Annotated in this window: 7 protein-coding genes; 6 read left to right on the top strand and 1 reads right to left on the bottom strand. The window is 54.0% G+C overall.

Annotated features, from left to right (window positions below):
- Nucleotides 1-64: 64 nt before the first annotated feature.
- Nucleotides 65-2263, top strand: a complete 2199-nt coding sequence (locus tag ACFSR7_RS11590) for a helix-turn-helix domain-containing protein (RefSeq protein ID WP_378161604.1) — start codon at nucleotides 65-67, stop codon at nucleotides 2261-2263.
- 250 nt (nucleotides 2264-2513) lie between these two features.
- Here ACFSR7_RS11590 and hepB read toward each other — a convergent pair whose 3' ends face one another.
- Complete coding sequence (gene hepB / locus ACFSR7_RS11585; RefSeq protein ID WP_378161602.1) at nucleotides 2514-7418, bottom strand: heparin/heparin-sulfate lyase HepB; 4905 nt, start codon at nucleotides 7416-7418, stop codon at nucleotides 2514-2516.
- Between the two features lie 433 nt (nucleotides 7419-7851).
- Here hepB and ACFSR7_RS11580 point away from each other — a divergent pair, with 433 nt between their 5' ends.
- The 5 genes from ACFSR7_RS11580 to ACFSR7_RS11560 all read left to right on the top strand — a co-directional run bounded on the left by ACFSR7_RS11580 (nucleotide 7852) and on the right by ACFSR7_RS11560 (nucleotide 18645).
- The gene (locus tag ACFSR7_RS11580) at nucleotides 7852-8853 is read left to right on the top strand and encodes a Gfo/Idh/MocA family protein (protein ID WP_378161601.1); all 1002 of its coding nucleotides are present in this window, start codon (nucleotides 7852-7854) and stop codon (nucleotides 8851-8853) included.
- Nucleotides 8854-9149: 296 nt separating this feature from the next.
- Nucleotides 9150-13232 carry an Ig-like domain-containing protein gene (locus ACFSR7_RS11575; protein ID WP_378161599.1) on the top strand — a complete coding sequence of 1361 codons (4083 nt, stop codon included), beginning with the start codon at nucleotides 9150-9152 and terminating at the stop codon, nucleotides 13230-13232.
- Nucleotides 13233-13258: 26 nt separating this feature from the next.
- The gene (locus tag ACFSR7_RS11570; RefSeq protein ID WP_378161597.1) at nucleotides 13259-14356 is read left to right on the top strand and encodes an alpha/beta hydrolase family protein; all 1098 of its coding nucleotides are present in this window, start codon (nucleotides 13259-13261) and stop codon (nucleotides 14354-14356) included.
- A gap of 292 nt (nucleotides 14357-14648) precedes the next feature.
- Entirely contained in the window at nucleotides 14649-16199 is a 1551-nt protein-coding gene (locus ACFSR7_RS11565; RefSeq protein ID WP_378161596.1) for an ABC transporter substrate-binding protein, read from the top strand.
- Between the two features lie 157 nt (nucleotides 16200-16356).
- Nucleotides 16357-18645 (top strand): helix-turn-helix domain-containing protein, encoded by a 2289-nt coding sequence (locus ACFSR7_RS11560; RefSeq protein WP_378161594.1) that lies wholly within the window; start codon nucleotides 16357-16359, stop codon nucleotides 18643-18645.
- The last annotated feature ends 79 nt before the right edge of the window (nucleotides 18646-18724 follow it).

Here is an 18724-nt window from a genome sequence, read left to right as displayed (position 1 = left end):
CTAATGTCTTTATAATAAAATGACAATGAATGCGTTTTATATTTGGAAGAGAGGGATTTTCGTCATGCGTTATTACCGGAAAATGTTTCGGGCGTTCACAGGGATCGCCGTTATTTACACATTGCTTCTTGAAACCGTCTTCATAGGCTTCTATTGGATTCCGTCCCGACATGATTACGACGATGGCTTGGAAGCGACTGCAAGCCAGCTTGGCGAGTATACCGACTTCCGGCTGCAGTCGCTGCAGCAGATGGGACTTATGCTGAATGTGTCGGAATATACGAAAAAATATTTGGCTAATTTTCTCACGAGCTATGAGAAGCTGAAATTCGTAAACTTCGTCAGCGGCGCGTACGGACTCGTTCCCGGTTCAAAGCATGCTATGGCGATTACGAAATATACAGACGACTATTATATCCTGAACAACAGCACCGGCAGCTTCAAAGTCTTTCAGGAAGCGTTCTACATAGGGAACGAGACGCTCGAACAGGTCATCAAGCGGTTCAACGACAATCGCAGCGTTCCGATGCAGGTGCTCGACGCGCAAGACAGGCAAGGCCGGCAAATGTATGTCGTCGCCCGCAGCGAATGGATGGGTTACCCTCAGCCGATTTATATCTTCACCTCTTTCTATGAGAACCAGCTGTTCCATATCGATGCGCTGGGAAGCGGCACACTTGCCGTGTTCTACCGGAACGAGCTTGTCGCTTCCACGGGCAGTATGAATCGGGAGCAGCTGACCGCCGTGCTGGATAAAGGATTGAAGCAATCCGGAAATATTCTTACGACAGAGCCGTCGAGCGTAACCGGATTTCGGTACGTATATGTGACGAAGCCGCAGCAAGTGTGGACGCCGACGCTGCTGCTGATCGCGTCGAGCGGACTGATTGCTCTAGCCGCCAGCATCGGATTGATGACGCTCATTACAAAAAGGATGTATACGCCGATCAAGGGCGTGCTGCGGACGACCGGCGAGCCGCTTCCGGTAGGGGACGAATTCGCGCATATCAAGAGTACGATCGAGACGCTGCACACCGACGTGGAAACGATGACGCTATCGCTAGAGAAGATCAGCGCATCGATGGAGAACAAATTCCTTCATGACCTGCTCATTGGCCTGCTGCCGGCGGAGAAAATCGCGGAAGGCATCAGGCAGCATCCGAATTTGCAGCCGATGGGTCCGGTGACGGCAATCCTGTTCAAATTCGAGGAGACGGAGTCGTTCGGGGGAGGCTTTGCGCATTCGGCTGCCTTTGAATCCAAGCTGCGGCTGGATGCCGCGCTGGCAGAAATGTTTTCGCATTGCGAGTTTTGCCGCATCGTCGATATGAATTCGAATACACAGGTGCTGCTCGTATCGACGGAGGAGTCGGACGCCACCGCCGAACGGCTGCGCAACACGATCCTCAACGTCGAGCCGGCGTTCGGCCTTGAGATCAGCGCCGTCATCGGTCCTCCAAGCGAACGGCTCGCGACGGTAACCGCTTCCTACAAGCAGGCGCTGCGCATCGCCGACACGCAGGAATATTTGAACTTCAGCTCGAAGGTGATAGCGGCGGACGAGATCAAGCCGACGCGCAAGGATAGCGTCTACTTCCCGCTGCAATCGGAGCAGGCGCTGATCAACGCTGTCATTCATTGCAAAACCTCGGTATGGCAGTCTACATTGGAAGAAATCATTCAGACGAACCGCTGCGAGCGCGGCTCCGATTATCCGCAGCTGTCCATGATGCTCGACGCGACCGTCAACCGCATCATTGACGGCTCAAACATCGACACCGCATCGCTGTTCGGGAACGGCAACATGCTCGAATTACATTTTCGCGCCAGCGAATCCTATGAAGACCTGCAACGGAAGGCGTTCGATACGTTCGGCCTGCTCGCCTCGTGGTTCGCCAAGGAGCAGGAGAAGTCGAACACCGGACTCGCGGAGAAAATGATCGATTACGTTCAGCGGAATTACAGTAAGGAAATCAGTCTGTTCGATCTGGCGGATTATTTGAACCTGTCGCGAAACTATGTATCGGCGCTGTTCAAGAGCACCACGGGGCGCAACTTCAAGGATTACTTGAGCGAGTATAGACACGGCAAAGCGGTTCGCATTATGGAGGAGTATCCGGAGAAGAAGCTGAAGGAGGTGGCGGAGATGGTCGGCTGCAATGCGGAGATGCTGTCGAGGCTGTTCGTCCGCTATTCCGGCATGCTGCCTAGCGACTATCAGCAGGCGCAACGGCAGATGAGGAAAGAGCGGGAGCAGGAGTAGCGGGACCGGAGGCGAGTGGGAGAATGCCGACAAGTGGTGACGCGACAGCCTTCGGTTCCGGTTGACGGAGATCCAAAGAGGCTGAATGGGATTCGGATTGTCGGTCTACGAAAAGGTGAAGGCCTGTGACCTGTAGTTCCAGTGCGGAACAAGCAGATTCACAGGCCTTTACTTCTTCATTTATAGCGGCGGCCGACGGAACAGCCGTTGGAGTAACACGTACGTCTCTCTTTGCTTTTGACGTTGACGATTAGGGTTGCGGCTTGTATACGACAGCTTCCGTAAGCGAGTTCCAGTTGTTGCCGACCAGGCTATTGCCGTGACCGACAATACGCACATAACGAGCGTTTGTCAGCGTGAATGAGACATCCTCCAACGCGTTGGTCGTGCCGCTGCTTGAGCCTTCGAAGACTGTCGTCCAATTCGTCCGGTCGTCCGACAGTAGAATATCGTAATATTGCAGCCGCTCGGTTCCTCTATACCAAGCGGTGCCTACTCCCGCGACGGGCAGAGAGGTTCCCAGATCGAATTCGATCCACATGCCGTCTCCCTCAGCCGTCCACATCGTATCCGCATGACCGTCGATCGCATTCTCGCCCGGTGTCGACGATCCGTCCGACATGCGTACTTCATTCACCGGGTAGTATGGCGTAGCGATGCGCATCTCCCGCAGTTCCGCATCGTCGCCGTCGCCGGCCAGCGCATGAAAGCCGTCTTCGGCGATCAGCTTCACGTAACGTGCTTCGATCCTATCGAACGTAACGGCTTCGTACGCGCCGTCGGCTCCGATTGCGCTCTCGCCGCTGTATACCGGCGACCATGTCAATCCGTCTTCGGACACGAGCAGCTCGAATGGGTAAGTTCGTTCGTCAGCCCTGTACCAGGCAAGATCGACTTCGTTGAATTTCCGGCGGGCGCCGAGATCGTAGAGGAGCCAGGCGTCGCCACTTTCGGCGCTCCAATACGTCTGCGTGTCGCCATCCGCAGCCAGTTCTCCGTCCCCGTCGCCGCTGCTGACCGCTTCGACGGCGTATTCGGTCATCGACTGCACCGTACGCACCGTGGACCTGCGGAAAAATTCGTCCCAATCGGTCTTGATCCAGCCGGCTAGTACGAAAGCCTCTAGCGGAACATATACGGTCGTCCCCCTCAGTTCGACCTCCGCAGGCAGCAGAACGGTCTTTCCGTCAATGTCGAGCTCGTCGCTTCCCACAGCCAGTTTAGCCTCCACGCCGCCCCGGCGCAAGGTCAGCGCCGTACCCGATAAGCTTGCCTTCGCGCGAATCGCCGATGCCATCGGTTCGTAAGGTACCGTCAGGACGCCGTTCGAGAGCACTGGCGGATTCCCGTTGAAGTCGGGCTCCGAGCCGTCGACCGTCAGCAGGATCCCTGCTGCTTCGGGCTGTACGGGTAGCGTTTCGATCTCATCCGGCGCCGGAAGGCTCCGTGTGCTCGCATGCGTCAACGTGTACTCCCCGGCTTCGCCGCCTTCGAAATACAGGGTGCCGTCTTCTTCTTTTACCTCGTATTGGACGGCCGCGGTCTCGCCGCTGCGAACAACCGTCCAGTAACCCGGGCTCAGATCGGTGACGAGTACCCGTACGTCATCGGCGCCGACGGGAAGCTCAAAGCTTGCCGAAGACGCAATCGATTCGCCGCTCTTGGCGAACAGCACCGCTCGATCCGCGATCAGAACGCCCGTCATCGTCGCCGAATCGATCGCTTCCGTCGTCAGCGGGGCCGGGCCACCGTCGGCATCCATCACTTGCATGACGTTCAGGAACAGGTCGGTCTGCGCCGCTTCTTCCGGCGATACTTCTATTCGCCATGCGCCCGCTTCCGCACTATTCGCCGAGAAGGATTGACTCTGCGGATAGTTCGTCGCTCCGACCTTGAATTCGCTTCCGCTTCCGCCGATCTTCGCGATGGATAAGTTGCCGGAGGCGGGGAGCAGCGTACGATTCACCAGCTTGCCGTTGTAGCCGTTGTCCGTCCGCTCGATCGTCACTGTATCGCCCGAGACGGTCGGCTCCGTCTGGCTGTGCAGCAGCCAAGTCTTCTTGAACTCCGCTTCGGCGGCGCTCACCTTGTCGAAGACGACCAGCGCCGCGGGATGCTCGTCGTTCTTCAGATTCAGAAATACGAACGATCGCTTGTAATCGTCCATCTTGTCCGCCGAGTACGCATCCGTCAGGTTCCCCTTGATGTAGCTGTAATCCGGCGTCGCTTCGTCGGGGCCAACGCCGTGCGCATCCACTTGTGCGGTATCGTACCCGTTGGCCGGATCCGTAAGATAATCGAGTGTCGGAGGCTCGGTGCCATTGTTCGGAATGCGCTGACCTCCGTCGTTCGCCACGCTTGTGTAGTATTGAAATGACTCATTCGGATCGTATACGAGCATCGCATTGTGTGCGATGGTCCGCTTGTTGTAATTCATGTCGTGGGAGCTGCCGTAGCCGCCGAGAGTGCCTTGGTACACACCGGAATCGATGGCGAGACCGCCCTTGTAGTAGAGTTGGAACTGTCCTGCGTCGAGGTGCTGGTGATTGCCGAACCAGGTGGAGCCGATCTTCATCGTCACCACGACGGCGGACGATCGTACGCCGCCGGCCCAACCCGTTCTCGCGGTCATCATGCCGTAAGGCTCGCCGAAATAACGAGTCAGCGGCAGCTTTTCCTCGCTCTCGGATGGAACCGACGGGTCATCCAGCAGAATGATCCACAAATCGTCCATCGTGGTATTGTATGTGGCTTGCCGCAAATATTCGTGCTTCAGAACCGAATCTCCGTAGTAGCTCGCAGGGAGCATGTAGGTCATCGGATCGGACCAATATTGACCGAGCGCCGTCACCGACTGGAAGGTGTCGCCGTCCCGCATGAGCTGTCCATCCGGTCTGCGCGCATAGATCCACTGGTAAGGTGTGTCTTCCTGCGTCTCGTCGAATACATCGCCCGCGCCCATGCGATTAAATATCCAGGAGGCGAACACGTCCCATTGATAGCGATAAGGTCCATAAGAGTCGCCTTGATGCTGTGCGCCGGCCTCATAACCGTAATTCCGGGCATCTACGTAATCTTGGAAAAACCGGCCCGCCACGATATTGTAGATCGCAGGCGTCTCGTCGTAGACGGCGATTCCGACGCTGAGCTGATCGCGTAGCAGCTGCCCTTCGGAGCCGTGGCTGGTAACGGCCCCTTGACCGGTCGGTGGGAAGCCGATCTCCATCTGCGCTGCAATCTCGACGAAATGTTCGACGAAGTCTCTGCGTTGAGAGGTATTCATCAGCGGGTAGCACCAGTCGTAGACGATCGCGCCGAGCGTCAGCACCTCGCCCATCTGCCGGGTGATACTTGCTATCGTCTGCGGCATGACGATCGTGTCCAGATAGTTGGACATCATCTCGACCGCTTTTTCCCCGCTGTCCTCGTCCTCATTCAGCAAATAGAGAAGTGCTTTGGCCTTGATTGTCTTCATGACTTCCGCGTTGTAGTTGGTTGCGCCCGATGCCGGAGCTGCCAACGTACCGGTATACGCGTGCTGCGCGGCGATCAGCATGCGCCCCCATGCCTCAGCCACCTCTCCGTCGCCAAGTCTATCGCGAATCTCGTCCAGTCCGCTTGCGCGGACGAACAATCTCGGATGTTCCGCAGGCGGCGTGACGGGAGGCGCGTCATAGGGATTGTTCCAGGAGAGATTGCCGTCCGGCGGAGACCCGAGCCCGGAAGGCGTGTAGCCGTTTTTCGCGCTCACGATCAGCCGGTCGAAGCCCATGCCGCTTTCCCTGTACTTAATTCGCAGCTCATGCTCCCCCGGTGTCAATGTTGTCGAAGCGAAGTTCACCCATACCCAGTTCTCAGATTGAGAGCCCATATGATAGGTCTGATAGGCGCCGCCATCGACGGACCAATAGAACGAATCCGACATCGCCGATGGTGCGCGTACCCGCACCCAGAACTTATGCGCCGCGTTCTTCGACGCCTGAATCCGATAGTTCAATTCCAGCGACGCCGATGGAGCGCTTTGAGCTGAATAGGTCGAAGGCACCATCAGATAAGTCGCTCCCGATACGGAAAGCGCGTCTCCCGGATACGACTGCCAGGGCGAGCGGATCACGCTCGACTCCGCCTCGAATAGCGTATCCGTCGGGTTGACGCCCGGGTCCATGCCGATCCCGGTCGGAACGAACGAGGTCTGCCCGGTGACCAGAAGCCGATCGAAGCCCATATCGGGCTCCCGGTACTTGATCTTTAACTCGTGGGTGCCGGCAGAGAGGGTAGTCGTCGTAATCGCGATCCATACCCATTCCTCCGATTGCGAGCCCATATGATAGGCCTGGTAGGACCCGCTATCGATTGCCCAATGGAACGAATCCGACCCCGTCGTCTGGGCCAGCACGCGCGCCCAGATTTTGTAGCTTCCGCTTGAATCCACGTTGACCGTGTAGGACAGCTCCGGCGGATCGGAAGCCGTTGCTTGCAAAGACCTTGGAGAAGGCGCTTTCACATAGACGGAGCCGGACACGCTCGTTCCGCCGCTATAGGTTTGCCAAGGTGAAGAGACTGTCCCGTCCTCGGCTTCGAACATCCGATCGACGAAGAACTTGCCCGGATCCGTCCCGATTCCCGTAGGCGTATAACTGGCCAGCGAGGTCACCAACAGCCGGTCGATGCCAAACTTCGGCTCGCGATACTTGATCTTCAGCTCGTGCTCCCCGGCGCTCAGGGTGACGGTCGTCAAGACGATCCATACCCAGTCCGGCGACGTGGACGACATAGCGTACGACTGATAGCTTCCGCCGTCGACGGACCAAAAGAACGAATCCGAGCCGCTGTCGACCGCCAGCACGCGCGCCCAGATTTTGTAGCTTCCGCCCGTATCGACCTGAAGCGGATAAGAAAGTTCGTCCGCAGTTGTCGGGGGGTCTTGCTTGGCGTTGGAAGCAGGCACCGCCAGATAGGTGGACTTCGATGCATTCGTATTCGTGAAGCTCTGCCAGGGGGACAGCGCTTCGCCGTCCTCCGCTTCGAAGATATGCTCCGTCGTGAAGACGGGCGTGTCCGCATATACCTTTGTCTGGGGTACTCCATACAACAACGGAGCCAACAGGATGATGCTTAACGCAGCATGAAAATACGCCCGTACTTTACCATTCATTACTTTTCCTCCCTGTTCAGATGGATTTGAGAAGCAACGAGCTCAAACAAAACCAAATTGCAACTACATTAAAAACATGCGTATGTTCGACCCGCCATCGAACGATACATACAAAAATCTAGCATGGATGGAATCGCTATGAAAACCCTTTCTTTTTCGCGCGAGCCCCGATAAATACTGAATTTAAACCCTGATTACTTACGAAATAAGCGACTGTAACTTTTGACGGTTCCGTTTGTATTCGCATTCGGAACGTTTGATTTTATAATAGAGGAACTGTGCAATTTGGCTGGCGATCTGACCAACCACAGGCGAACAGGCGGATGGGATGGCCGTACGGCGGTTATGGAGGAATCCTATATGAGAACACTGCTGGCAGTAGCCGATCCGGATCTGAAATGTAAATTGCACTGAACAATCGGAGGAGACAGCTATGCAATTATCGATATGCCTTGTTGGCTGCGGCTATATCGCGGAGTCGGTCCATGGCCCGGCCTACCGGAGGTTGGCCGAAACATACCCCGGCCTGCGTCTCGCCGCCTGCTGCGATACGGAAGAGAGCAAGGCGGCGTCCTTTGCCTCAAATTTCGGCTTTGGCAGGCATTATACCGACCTGACGACGATGCTGGAAGCGGAGAGGCCGGACGTTGTCTGCCTCCTCGTGCCTGGCCATCTGACTTCCCGGCTCGCCGTCGACATTCTGGGGCAGGGATACCCGCTGCTGGTGGAGAAACCCCCAGGCCTAAACCGAGAGGAGACCGAGGCAATCGTCCGTGCGGCGGAGCGCAGCGGTGCCGCGAACCGTGTAGCGTTCAATCGCCGGTATATGCCGGTAATGACAGAACTGAAGCGTCTGGTGGAAGAGGCGCACCGCCCGGAGGACATCCGCTCGATCCGGTACGACATGTACCGACACAACCGAAGGGACGAGGATTTTGCCGAAACGGCTATTCACGGTATCGACGCCGTACGCTTTATTGCCGGATCGGATTATGAGCGTGTAACGTTTGCTTATCAGGAACTGCCTGAGCTCGGTCCGGGCGTAGCTAACGTGTTTTTGCATGCCCGCATGACTTCGGGGGCGTCGGCACAGCTCAGCTTTTGTCCGGCGGAGGGACTTATTATGGAGCGGGCTTCGGTCGCCCTGCTGAACGAGACCTATTTTGCCGAACTGCCTGTCTGGCATTCCGTCGACTGGCCGGGCCGGATTCGGCGGTTCGCAGGCGGTCGGGAGGAAACGGAAATTCGCGGCGACTCGCTCGGCCCGGCCGACGACATGTCGGTGAGTAACGGCTTCTACCAGGAACACGAATCGTTCCTACTGGCCCTGGCGAACGGAAGAAAACCTGAAGGGGAGGTGGCGTCCGCGCTGCAATCCGTAGAGATTGCGGACTGCATCCGCAAGCGGAGCGGTGAATACCGGAAGCAGGTATAGCTCGCGGACGATCGTTGGACCAAAGGCGGGAGTAGGCATAGATTTTATAGCAAAAGACCTCACAACTACGGGCGTTGTGCGGTCTTTTCTTTTTATTTACGGTGTGTACATCAAATTAGAGGGGCGGAGGCACGCCGCATTTGAATCTAAAATCGCACATGCTCAAAGGAGTAGCCGATTTTAAAGCCAAATGGGCTGATGTTGCAGTGTTCTCTAAGCGCAGTTCCCCGCTACACTGATTTTGTATTGAATTGAAAGCGATTTCAAATTATGTCCATTTTCGAGGAGGCTATGCGATGAAGAAGAAGTTCAAGCGGGCAACGGCAGGGCTGATGGCTGTGTGGATGGCTGTGTTCTCTGCAGGCGCAGTGTACGGAGACGAGCCGGAAAACCCGGTGGATTCTGTGCAGGCCGCTTTTTACGTTTCGCCGGACGGCGACGACGACAACCCGGGCACCGAAGCGCTTCCCTTCGCAACTTTACAAAAAGCACAGGCGTCTGTTCGTGATGCGAAAGACGTGATGACCGGCGATATTGTCGTTTATATGCGCGGGGGCAGCTACGTACTGTCGGCGCCTTTGGTGCTGGACGAAGAGGATTCAGGTACGAGTGGGCATCGTGTGATTTTTGCCGCCTACGAGAATGAGAAGCCGGTCATCGAAGGTGGCCGAGACCTTACGGGATGGACGCTGTACGACGCGGAAAAGAATATTTACGCCGCGCCGGCTGCCGATCTGCAGACAAGGCAGCTCTATATCAACGGCATCCGTGCGATCCGGGCAAGGATGGAGGCACCATTGACCCATGCAGTCAAGACGGCTGCCGGATATACGAGCGACGATCTGTGGCTTGCCGATCTGGATCGTCCTGACGATGTGGAGAGCGTGTTCAAGGCAGCGTGGACGAGCCCAAGAATCAGTGTCACGGGGATCACCTATCAGGGCGGCAAGGCTGCAATTGCACTCAATTCCGCTCTCTGGAGCGCAGTGAAGGACCGTTCGCACTTGGAGCAGTGGTATCTGGAAAATGCCTATGCGTTTATCGATCAAGCAGGAGAATGGTACTTGGACGATCAGAGCGAGACCATTTACTATAAGCCGAGACCCGGCGAGAACATGGCAACAGCCCGCGTAACGGCGCCGGTACTTGAAAATCTGGTTAACATCGAAGGTAGCAGCGTGGATACGCTGGCGGGCAATATCCGTTTTGAAGGGATCGGTTTTGCCTATACGACGTGGATGCAGCCCACCAGCGAAGGGGGCTGGAACGACGAGCAGAACAATTATAAGGTCAACACCTATGAAATGCCCGAAGCTGCCGTCAATGTGCAGTATGCGCACGATATATGGTTCGAACGGTGCGACTTCTCCAAAATGGGCGGCACGGGCATCAACCTGCTGAAGGGCGTGCAAAACCAACGGATCGAAGGCAATCGTTTCTTCGATATTTCGGGGTCGGCCGTGAATGCAGGGCAGACCACCAAGACGAACGCCGCTGTTTATAATCCTTCGGATGAGCGGCAAATTCTTAAAAATAACGATATTGTAAATAACTATATTCACGACATCGGGGTCGAATACAAGGGAGCGACGGCGGTCACGGCTGCTTTCCCGATGGATATCGATATTTCCCACAATGAGATCTTCAATATTCCATACTCGGGTATCAGCTTCTTCGGCAGCGTCTACGCGCCTGTGACAACGACCAAAATTGTCAGGGTGGAGGACAACTTCATTCATGATCTCATGGACGACGGGATATTTGACGGAGGCGCCATTTATGCTTTTGGCGTAACCGGAGGTACGGCAGCAAATCCCAATCTTATCTCGGGAAATTATATTAAAAACCAGATGAACCGATATGCAACGATTTACATGGATCAGTCGTCGGACTTCTGGAGGATCGAGAACAATGTCGTCGATCTGCGGGAGGTACCGATATGGGACGACATCTACGATACCTATTGGGCGTTCGCAAATATCAATACGCATGACATTCGTCTGGATGACAACTACAGTACGACCGGCGCCTTCTGGAATAAAAGTTCCTCCGACTCGATCATCAAGACGGACGATCATATCTATCCGGACGGCAATTGGCCGACGGCAGCCGAGGCGATCATCGCCAATGCGGGGCTGGAGCCGGCTTATCAGGACATTGCCTTGGGCACGATTGAGAATTTGAAGGTGCCAGAAGCGGTGAATCTGAGTTCTGCCAACGCGCAGACGTTCCAGATTGTTCCTCAGGCGGAAGCCGGTCGTGGGACGACGGTGGACATCTCCGCTGCGCAATTGTTCTTCACTAGCAGCGATCCTTCAGTAGCGACCGTAGATGCAAATGGCACAGTCACTGCAATCCATGCGGGCAAGTCCGATATCGTTCTGCACGTTTTCTGGAATGGCAGCCTGGTCAGAAAGATCGTGCCCGTCTTTGTGGATGATGAACTGAATGAAATAGAAGCGTACTACGCATTGGAGAACGTGAAGCATATCCTGCCGGCGTCCATGACCTTTGTACCCGGTACCGTCCGGCAATGGGTAGCGCGGGGCGTTACCGGCTACGGACAAATCATCAGCGGGGAAGAGATGACGTTCGAGAGCAGCGATCCGTCTGTGGCGACTGTCGTCTACGGTCTGTTGACGACCTACGCGCCCGGCACAGCAGATATTACAATCTCCGCTTCATTGAACGGGATCACGGTCAGCAAGGAGATCGGAGTCAATGTCGTCGATTACAGCGACGAGGATAGTCTGGATGTACCTGCCTATTCGATCAACAAACTCATTAGGGATCCCGGCGGCTGGTATTCGAAGCTGAGCAGCGGCACGATCACTCAGGGGACAAACACGCTTGAAGTAAATACGCCGGGCAACGGCTATGCGCTCTACCAGAAGAAGACGTTCGGCGACGAGTTGCTGTCGATGAATCTGAAAATCAATGCAACGGACGGTTGGCCCTCGATCGTTCTGCGGGGTCAAAAACTGGACAAAGACTTTACCGCCGCCGACAACAGCTTGTATTTGATCTGCTTTAAATCGGACATCATTGAGCTGCATCGGTTTTCAGGGGGCCAACGGACCGTATTTTTCGGAGAGATCGCCGGATATGACAGTTTGGGCGCCGCCTCGTATCCGAACGCGGCGATTCCTTTTCACGAGACGCATTTCGTTCAGGCAGGCGCAGTGAACGAGAGCGGCGGCGTACGGATCATTTTAAACGTAGACGGGCAGAACGTATTCACGTATTTGGATACGAGTCCTGACCGGATTACCGAGGACGGCTACTTCGGCTTGTACGCCCGTTCAGGCAGCATGACGCTGGGCGAAACCGACTTGAATCTGCCGGGTGAGGACGAGTGGCCAATTCCGGATGCGCCGGAAGGTTCGCTCTCTGGCGTTGACAGCGCGATTTCCAACCGGAACGTGACGCTGACTGGTGCGGTCGTCCCCAACAGCGCGCTGACGTTGCGTGAGGCCGAAATTACCTACGATCCTTCCGTTTTCGAGTTCAAAGCGATCTCTTCGCTGGCGCCAGGCGTGACGATCAGCACGACAGAAGCAGTGTATGGCACAGTGAATTTGGTCTTTTCGGGTACGGGCACTTCGCTTGGCGGTTACACGGAGAAAAAGCTTTTTGCCGCAACCTTCAAAGCCAAGACGGTCGCAACCTCCTCCGTAATAGAACTATCCGCCATCCGGTTGACAGATCGAAACGAGGATGAAGTCGAGACTGCACCGTCGGCAAAAACAATGACGGTGTCGGCTCCGGTCACGGGCGGTATCTATGAGACTTTCGATGATTATGAAGTCGGCAACATGAGCAGCGCCTCCGGCTATGTCGTATCGCCTACTAATCTAGGCTACTTTACGATTCAGGAATCGCCGACGCGTGCGGATAAAAGCATGCATCTGTACAAGACGTCGACAACCGATACCTCGCCGTCCACAGTCACCAAAATATACAGCTCCGCGGGCTTGGCGGGGAAGGTGCGCGTGTCGTACCAGGTTATGAAGAAGAGCGGCGTCGCCAGCCCGCAAAGCTTCGTCAATCTTCGGGACAATAGCGGCAAAGTGATAGCAACCGTAATCCTGGACGATACGCTGCATATAAAACTTGCTTCGGACAATACCGTAATAAACAGCGGGCAATTGCTTTCGGATACGTGGTATCAGGTGATACTCGATCTGAACTTCGACACACACCATGTATCCGTGCAAATCAAGGAACTGTCGGGAGCGAACCGGACGTGGTCGCTTGCGAGCCAATCGATGCAAAATACGGCCTCAGCGAACTTCTCCCGTATGGAATATGTGCTTTGGAATACGCGTACTGGCGATTATTTCTATAACGATCTGGCCGCTGAGCCTGTATCGCCCTGAATAAGGAAAGAGAGAGCGGTGATGAAGTGAAACGAGCGTCCGACAAGTTCGATCAGAGGCTGACGGCAGATGCCATGCCCCTTTTTTCCGAGAAGGAGGATGCCGGCAATCGCTATCGCGAGCAGCAGCATGACGAACTGGAAGCCTGGATTGCCATGTTGCGGCGTAAGTCTGAGGAGAAAAGGGCAGCGTATTTTACGCCGGACTTTTCCGATAGCCAATCCTACGAGCAGAGCATTGATCGCTACCGCCTTGACTTTAGGGGGATGCTCGGTATGCCTGTAATGGAACAGGATCGCACGCTGCCTGAGGCGGATTCGGAGCAAGAGGTTGAGTATATCCCTATCTTCGAGGATGCGCTTGGCGAAATTTACCGAGTTGTGGTCCCGGTACAGGAGGGACTGAGCGCCTACGGATTATTTTTTCGGCCGCCGGGCGAGGGGGCCTTCCCGCTCGTCATCTCGCAGCACGGAGGCCAAGGCACGCCCGAGCTGACTGCCGGATTTTTCGGCTCGGAAAATTATAACGACATGACGCGCAGAATTCTCAGACGCGGAGCGGCCGTCTTCGCTCCTCAACTGCTGTTGTGGGAGGCCGGGCGCTTCGGGCCGAATCACGATCGCAGAAAGATGGATAACCAATTGAAACAGATGGGCGGCTCCATTACGGCAGTCGAGGTTTATAAATTGCAGCGAAGCTTGGATTATCTCCTGCGGAGGCAGGATCTGGATGCGAAAAGGGTGGGAATGGTCGGATTGTCATACGGCGGATTCTACACCCTATTCGCCGCAGCCGCAGATACACGCATTCGCGTCGCTGTCTCATCATGCTTTGTGAACAATCGCTTTTCATACGATTGGTCCGACTGGACTTGGTTGAACGCCGGCAACACGTTTTTGGACCCGGAAGTATGCGGATTGATCTGTCCCAGGCCGCTATATATCGAGACGGGCCGGCAGGATGAGCTCTTTGCGGTCGAAGGATTTCTCGAAGCAAGCGATTGTGCTCGGCAATATTACGAGCGGCTTGGCTTGGGACAGCGATTCGAGGCAGCCGTCTTCGAAGGCGTACACGAATTTAACCCGGGCAATCAGCCAATCGATTTCCTCTTCAAGCATCTGTAAATGAAATACAACACCATAGGGACCGTGCGTCAGAACCTTTGGGATTCTGACCGCGGTTTCTTTGCTATTATTTAACTGGCTTCGTTATTGTCATAAGGACTTCAAAATCGGATAATAGTTAAAAAAAAGCGACAGAATTAAAGTCTATTGGACAATATTGCAGTATTTTTGGTGCTGCTTCCCATTATATAGTCAACTCGTCGAGTTGAGGGATGCGCTTAACGGCTTCACTAGATGTAAGCGTTATTCTGCAGCTCGAACATTTAAAGGATGAAACGGGGTCAGCAGTCAAATGAGAAAGCACATCCGTATAGCCGCGATTGTCCCCCTGCTGTCGGCAATGATTGTCGCAGCAGGCTGTCAGAATTCCGATTCGAAAGAAGCGGGCCATCAGCGTACGTCTGATTCGCCAAGCGCCTCGACTGCCTCGCAAGGCTCCGCCTCCTCTTCACAGGAAACGCTTGAGCCTGTAAATCTGAAGTATTATTTTTTCGGTGTAACAAAGCCGGGCGATGCGGCGGTCTATGCCGAGATCAACAAAATCCTGAAGGAAAAGATCAATACGACGGTCGAGTTTGTGAATGTACCCATTGGAGATTATACCCAAAAGCTGTCGGTGATGTTAAATGCACAGGAGGAATTCGACCTCGCTTTCACCTCGCCTTACTATCTGGACTACTTCACCAATGCCGCCAAGGGCTCTTTCGTAGACCTTACGGATTTGTTGCCTAAATACGCGCCTCAGACGTATGCGGAATTAAAGCCGGAAATTTGGAATGCCGCCAAAGTGAACGGAAAAATTTACGCCAGTATTAATCAACAGATTTTTGCGCGTCAATCGGGTTTAAGCCTTTCAAAACCGCTAGTCGACAAATACGGCTTTGACGCCTCCGGCGTCAAGAAACTGTCTGATTTAATGCCGTTTCTCGAGAAGGTGAAAGCGGGAGAACCGGCTGAACAAACGGATCAGCTTTATAACGCACAGATGAAAAACCAAATATTCAGCTACTTCTTCCCTTACTACGAATGGGAAACGATCGGCGGTACGGATGTGCCCGGGGTTGCTAAATCGACGGAAGCGCATCCGACGGTATTCAACGAATATGATACGCCGGAATTTAAGGATTTCGTTATGACGATGAGCGAATTCCAAGGCAAGGGATATATTGCAAAGGATGCGCTAACCAGACCGACCTTTGATCCTGCCAAATACGTGGCCAATTCGGTCGCAACGCTCATGCCCGGCGTCGAAGAAACGCTCAAGACGACTTATAAGGCGGAACAAGTCGTCATTCCTCTGGGCGAGCCGATACTGACTTCGCCCAACGCGATCGCTACAATGACGGCCGTCTCGGCTACCTCTAAGCATCCGGAGCGCGCGCTTATGGTGATTGAACAATTCAATACGAACAAGGAATTGTTTAATTTGATGGTATGGGGCATTGAAGGCGTCGACTACAAAAAAGTGGGCGACAATCGTGTCGAATCGTTGCCTGGAGCCAAGTTCGGTCCTAACTACGGATGGATGTTCGGCAACCAGTTTAATGCGTACATTAGCGGCGCACAGTCGGACGATGTGTGGGCTAAAACGAAGGCGCTGAATGAGTCGGCGAAGGTATCGACGTTATTCGGCTTCAACTTTAATCCCGACAACGTCAAGGTAGAAAGCGCGAACTGCTCAGCCATCGTTAATGAATATAAGGCCGCTTTTAATACGGGCATGTTCGGCGGCGACACCGAAAAGAAGTACAATGAGTTTTTGGCAAAACTGAAGACGGCGGGTGTCGATAAGCTGATCGCGGAAAAGCAAAAGCAAATCGACGCGTTCATCGCGTCTAAATAATTGTCTCTTACAGATCCCCAAAAATAGCCCGGCATTGCAATTAGAAAGCCATCCAAATCATCTTGAAGATGAAGCTGCTGTCATCTTAGAGATGATTTGGATTTTCCTTTTGTTTCAGCTTTGTCAGACCACGCTTTCGAACACAAAGGGGTGCGCGATGTTCACCTTTATCGGCCGCAAAAAAAGAGTAGCCCTTATTAGCTACGTCAAAATTTTTCTCTTATTCGTCGCCATCGTGATGGCGGCGAATATCGCTACGTCTTCCTTGATGTTCGTGAATTCCGAGCAGCATTCCGTTAAGCTCGTACGGACCTATAGCACCGAAGAGCTGTCCCAGATTAGCTACAGTACGAATTTTATGTTCGAGGCGGCTAAAATGACGCTGCTGCAGCTATATTCGAATCCTTCTGTCCTCAAGCTGATGAATCAAACGGATCTCGGAGAGCTGGAGACGGCCTCCCTGCTCAGCCAGGTGGGGCTGGTGAAGATCAACCTGCCGTTTGTAAACTCCATTTATATTTACAATTCCCGGGCGCAGCGTATGTATTTCGACGGAAAGGCGTTTCCGGCCGCTTCTTTTCCCGATCAGGAAATCGTGCAAAGGCTGAAGAGCGGGGCTGTCGATAACTTGCGGCCAATCGCACGGCGCATTAAGTCCCCCGGCAATTACACCAGCCCGGTTTTCGATGAGGAGCAGAAAGATGACGTATATTCTTTTGTCTTCTACGACAGCAAGTCCAGTCAGATTGACAATGCGATCGTGCTGAACGTCTCTCAGAGCTGGCTGAAAAATACGATTGATTCAATGGACCCACGGACAAGCGGGGACACGGTCATTGCCGATTCGGCCGGATTAATCGCATTAGGCAACGATCGCTTCGGGTACTTGGACCGTATCTCCGATTATCCCGAATTCGGCTCCGTCCTAAACCGGGTGGAGGCGTCCGGCTATGCCGTCAAGACGATCGACGGGCAAAAGTATCTAATCACGTATGTGTCTTCTCCGATTCTGAACTGGAAATTTATCCGGTTTACGCCGTACGAAGCCGTATCCGGCAAACTCAAGCAACTGCTGACATGGACCTTGATCATTTTTCTCGCGGTGACCTTCATGTCCGTGCTGGCGGTGCTGTTTATCTCCAAGTTCGTGTACGGACTGTTCAGCAGCAAACTTCATGAGATGGAACGAAAATTCGATAGGGAGAAAAACGCGGGCTACGAGAAAAAGCAGCAGTTTTTGCGGGCTTTGGCTGCCGGAAAAATGGAGGAAGGCGTGCTGCACAAACGGCTTGCCCGTTACGGCATCCAATTTCGGCTGGACATCGGTTTTATGACCGTCTTATTCAAGATCGACCGCTATGAGCGCTATTGCGACCGATATTCGCTTGAGGACCGTGCGCTGCTGTCCTACGGAATGATTAATGTGATCGGAGAGCTGACAGCGCCTTTCTTCACCCATGAAGCAGTCGATCTCGGTGAAGGGTGCATATGCCTGCTTATCAATACGGATGCCGTCGATAGCGCAGAATTTGCGGGCAGAACGGAAGAACTCGTCAAAGATATTCAAGAAAAGATCAAGCAATATTTGGGTCTTTCGTTATCCGCTTCGCTCGGAGAGGGACTTGAGGAGATTGATGAAATTCCCGGCAGCGTCGACTTATGCAAGGAGGCGCTTGATTACAGGCTCTTCTATGGTCCTCGCGCGCTCATCTATGTATCCGGTATCAAAGAACTTAAAAAGAAGGAATTCGTTTTTTTCGAGCAGATCGTCACGCACATCATCGAGGCGCTGCTGGCCGGAGACGGCGAATCGGTCAGGCAGCACTGCAATCGGTTGATCGAGAGCACAAGGGGATATTCGGTTGCATCCTTACAGACGACATTGCTGCGGCTGGCTATTGCCATGAGGGAGGGCATGCAAAAATATCCGATGCTGGCGGACGAGCTTCACTACGGTCCTTTTATCGACATGGCGAATCATATTGCAAATTTTGAAACGCTCGATGAGATCTCAGACAAGCTTAATGAGTTGTTCGCCGGCCTTCTGAACGTCGTCCTCCATTCACAGAAGTCAGTCAAAAAGTACGAACGATATAGCGGCATCATGCATGAAGTGCAGTCGTTCGTGGAGCGGGAGTTTGCCAATCCGAATTTGAACCCGGAGTTGATCGCGGAGCAATTCGATCTGTCCGCCCGGTATTTAAGAACGCTGTACATGAAGGCTTCGGGAGAGTCGCTTGGAGAATACATCACCCGCTATCGGTTGGATCAAGCCAAGCGTTTGCTCGACCATGCGGAGATGACCGTTCAGGAAGCGGCCATTCGCAGCGGATTTGCGAACATTAACTATTTCTACACCCTCTTTAAAAAGTATAACGGCATTACGCCTAATGAATTCAGAAGCCTAGCGAGCTCGGACCCTCCCCCGTCGGAAGGCAAGCTATAGCCTAATTTTTATGAATGCTTTCTTTCTAAATGTCGTAATTGAAGCCGTTTCGGACAAATTTGCAGTGGGCGCCCGATCG

Origin of the sequence: Cohnella sp. GCM10020058 (assembly GCF_042683485.1) — a bacterium.
GTDB lineage: Bacteria > Bacillota > Bacilli > Paenibacillales > Paenibacillaceae > Cohnella.
The sequence above is the reverse complement of the archived record's forward strand: the minus strand, read 5'-3'. Positions and strand labels throughout refer to the sequence as shown.

Bases quoted from the DNA above. Each gene is read 5' to 3' on its own strand.
- ACFSR7_RS11590 (WP_378161604.1), top strand. From the start codon at position 65: ATGCGTTATTACCGGAAAATGTTTCGGGCGTTCACAGGGATCGCCGTT.
- hepB (WP_378161602.1), bottom strand. From the start codon at position 7,418: ATGAATGGTAAAGTACGGGCGTATTTTCATGCTGCGTTAAGCATCATC.
- ACFSR7_RS11580 (WP_378161601.1), top strand. From the start codon at position 7,852: ATGCAATTATCGATATGCCTTGTTGGCTGCGGCTATATCGCGGAGTCG.
- ACFSR7_RS11575 (WP_378161599.1), top strand. From the start codon at position 9,150: ATGAAGAAGAAGTTCAAGCGGGCAACGGCAGGGCTGATGGCTGTGTGG.
- ACFSR7_RS11565 (WP_378161596.1), top strand. From the start codon at position 14,649: ATGAGAAAGCACATCCGTATAGCCGCGATTGTCCCCCTGCTGTCGGCA.
- ACFSR7_RS11560 (WP_378161594.1), top strand. From the start codon at position 16,357: ATGTTCACCTTTATCGGCCGCAAAAAAAGAGTAGCCCTTATTAGCTAC.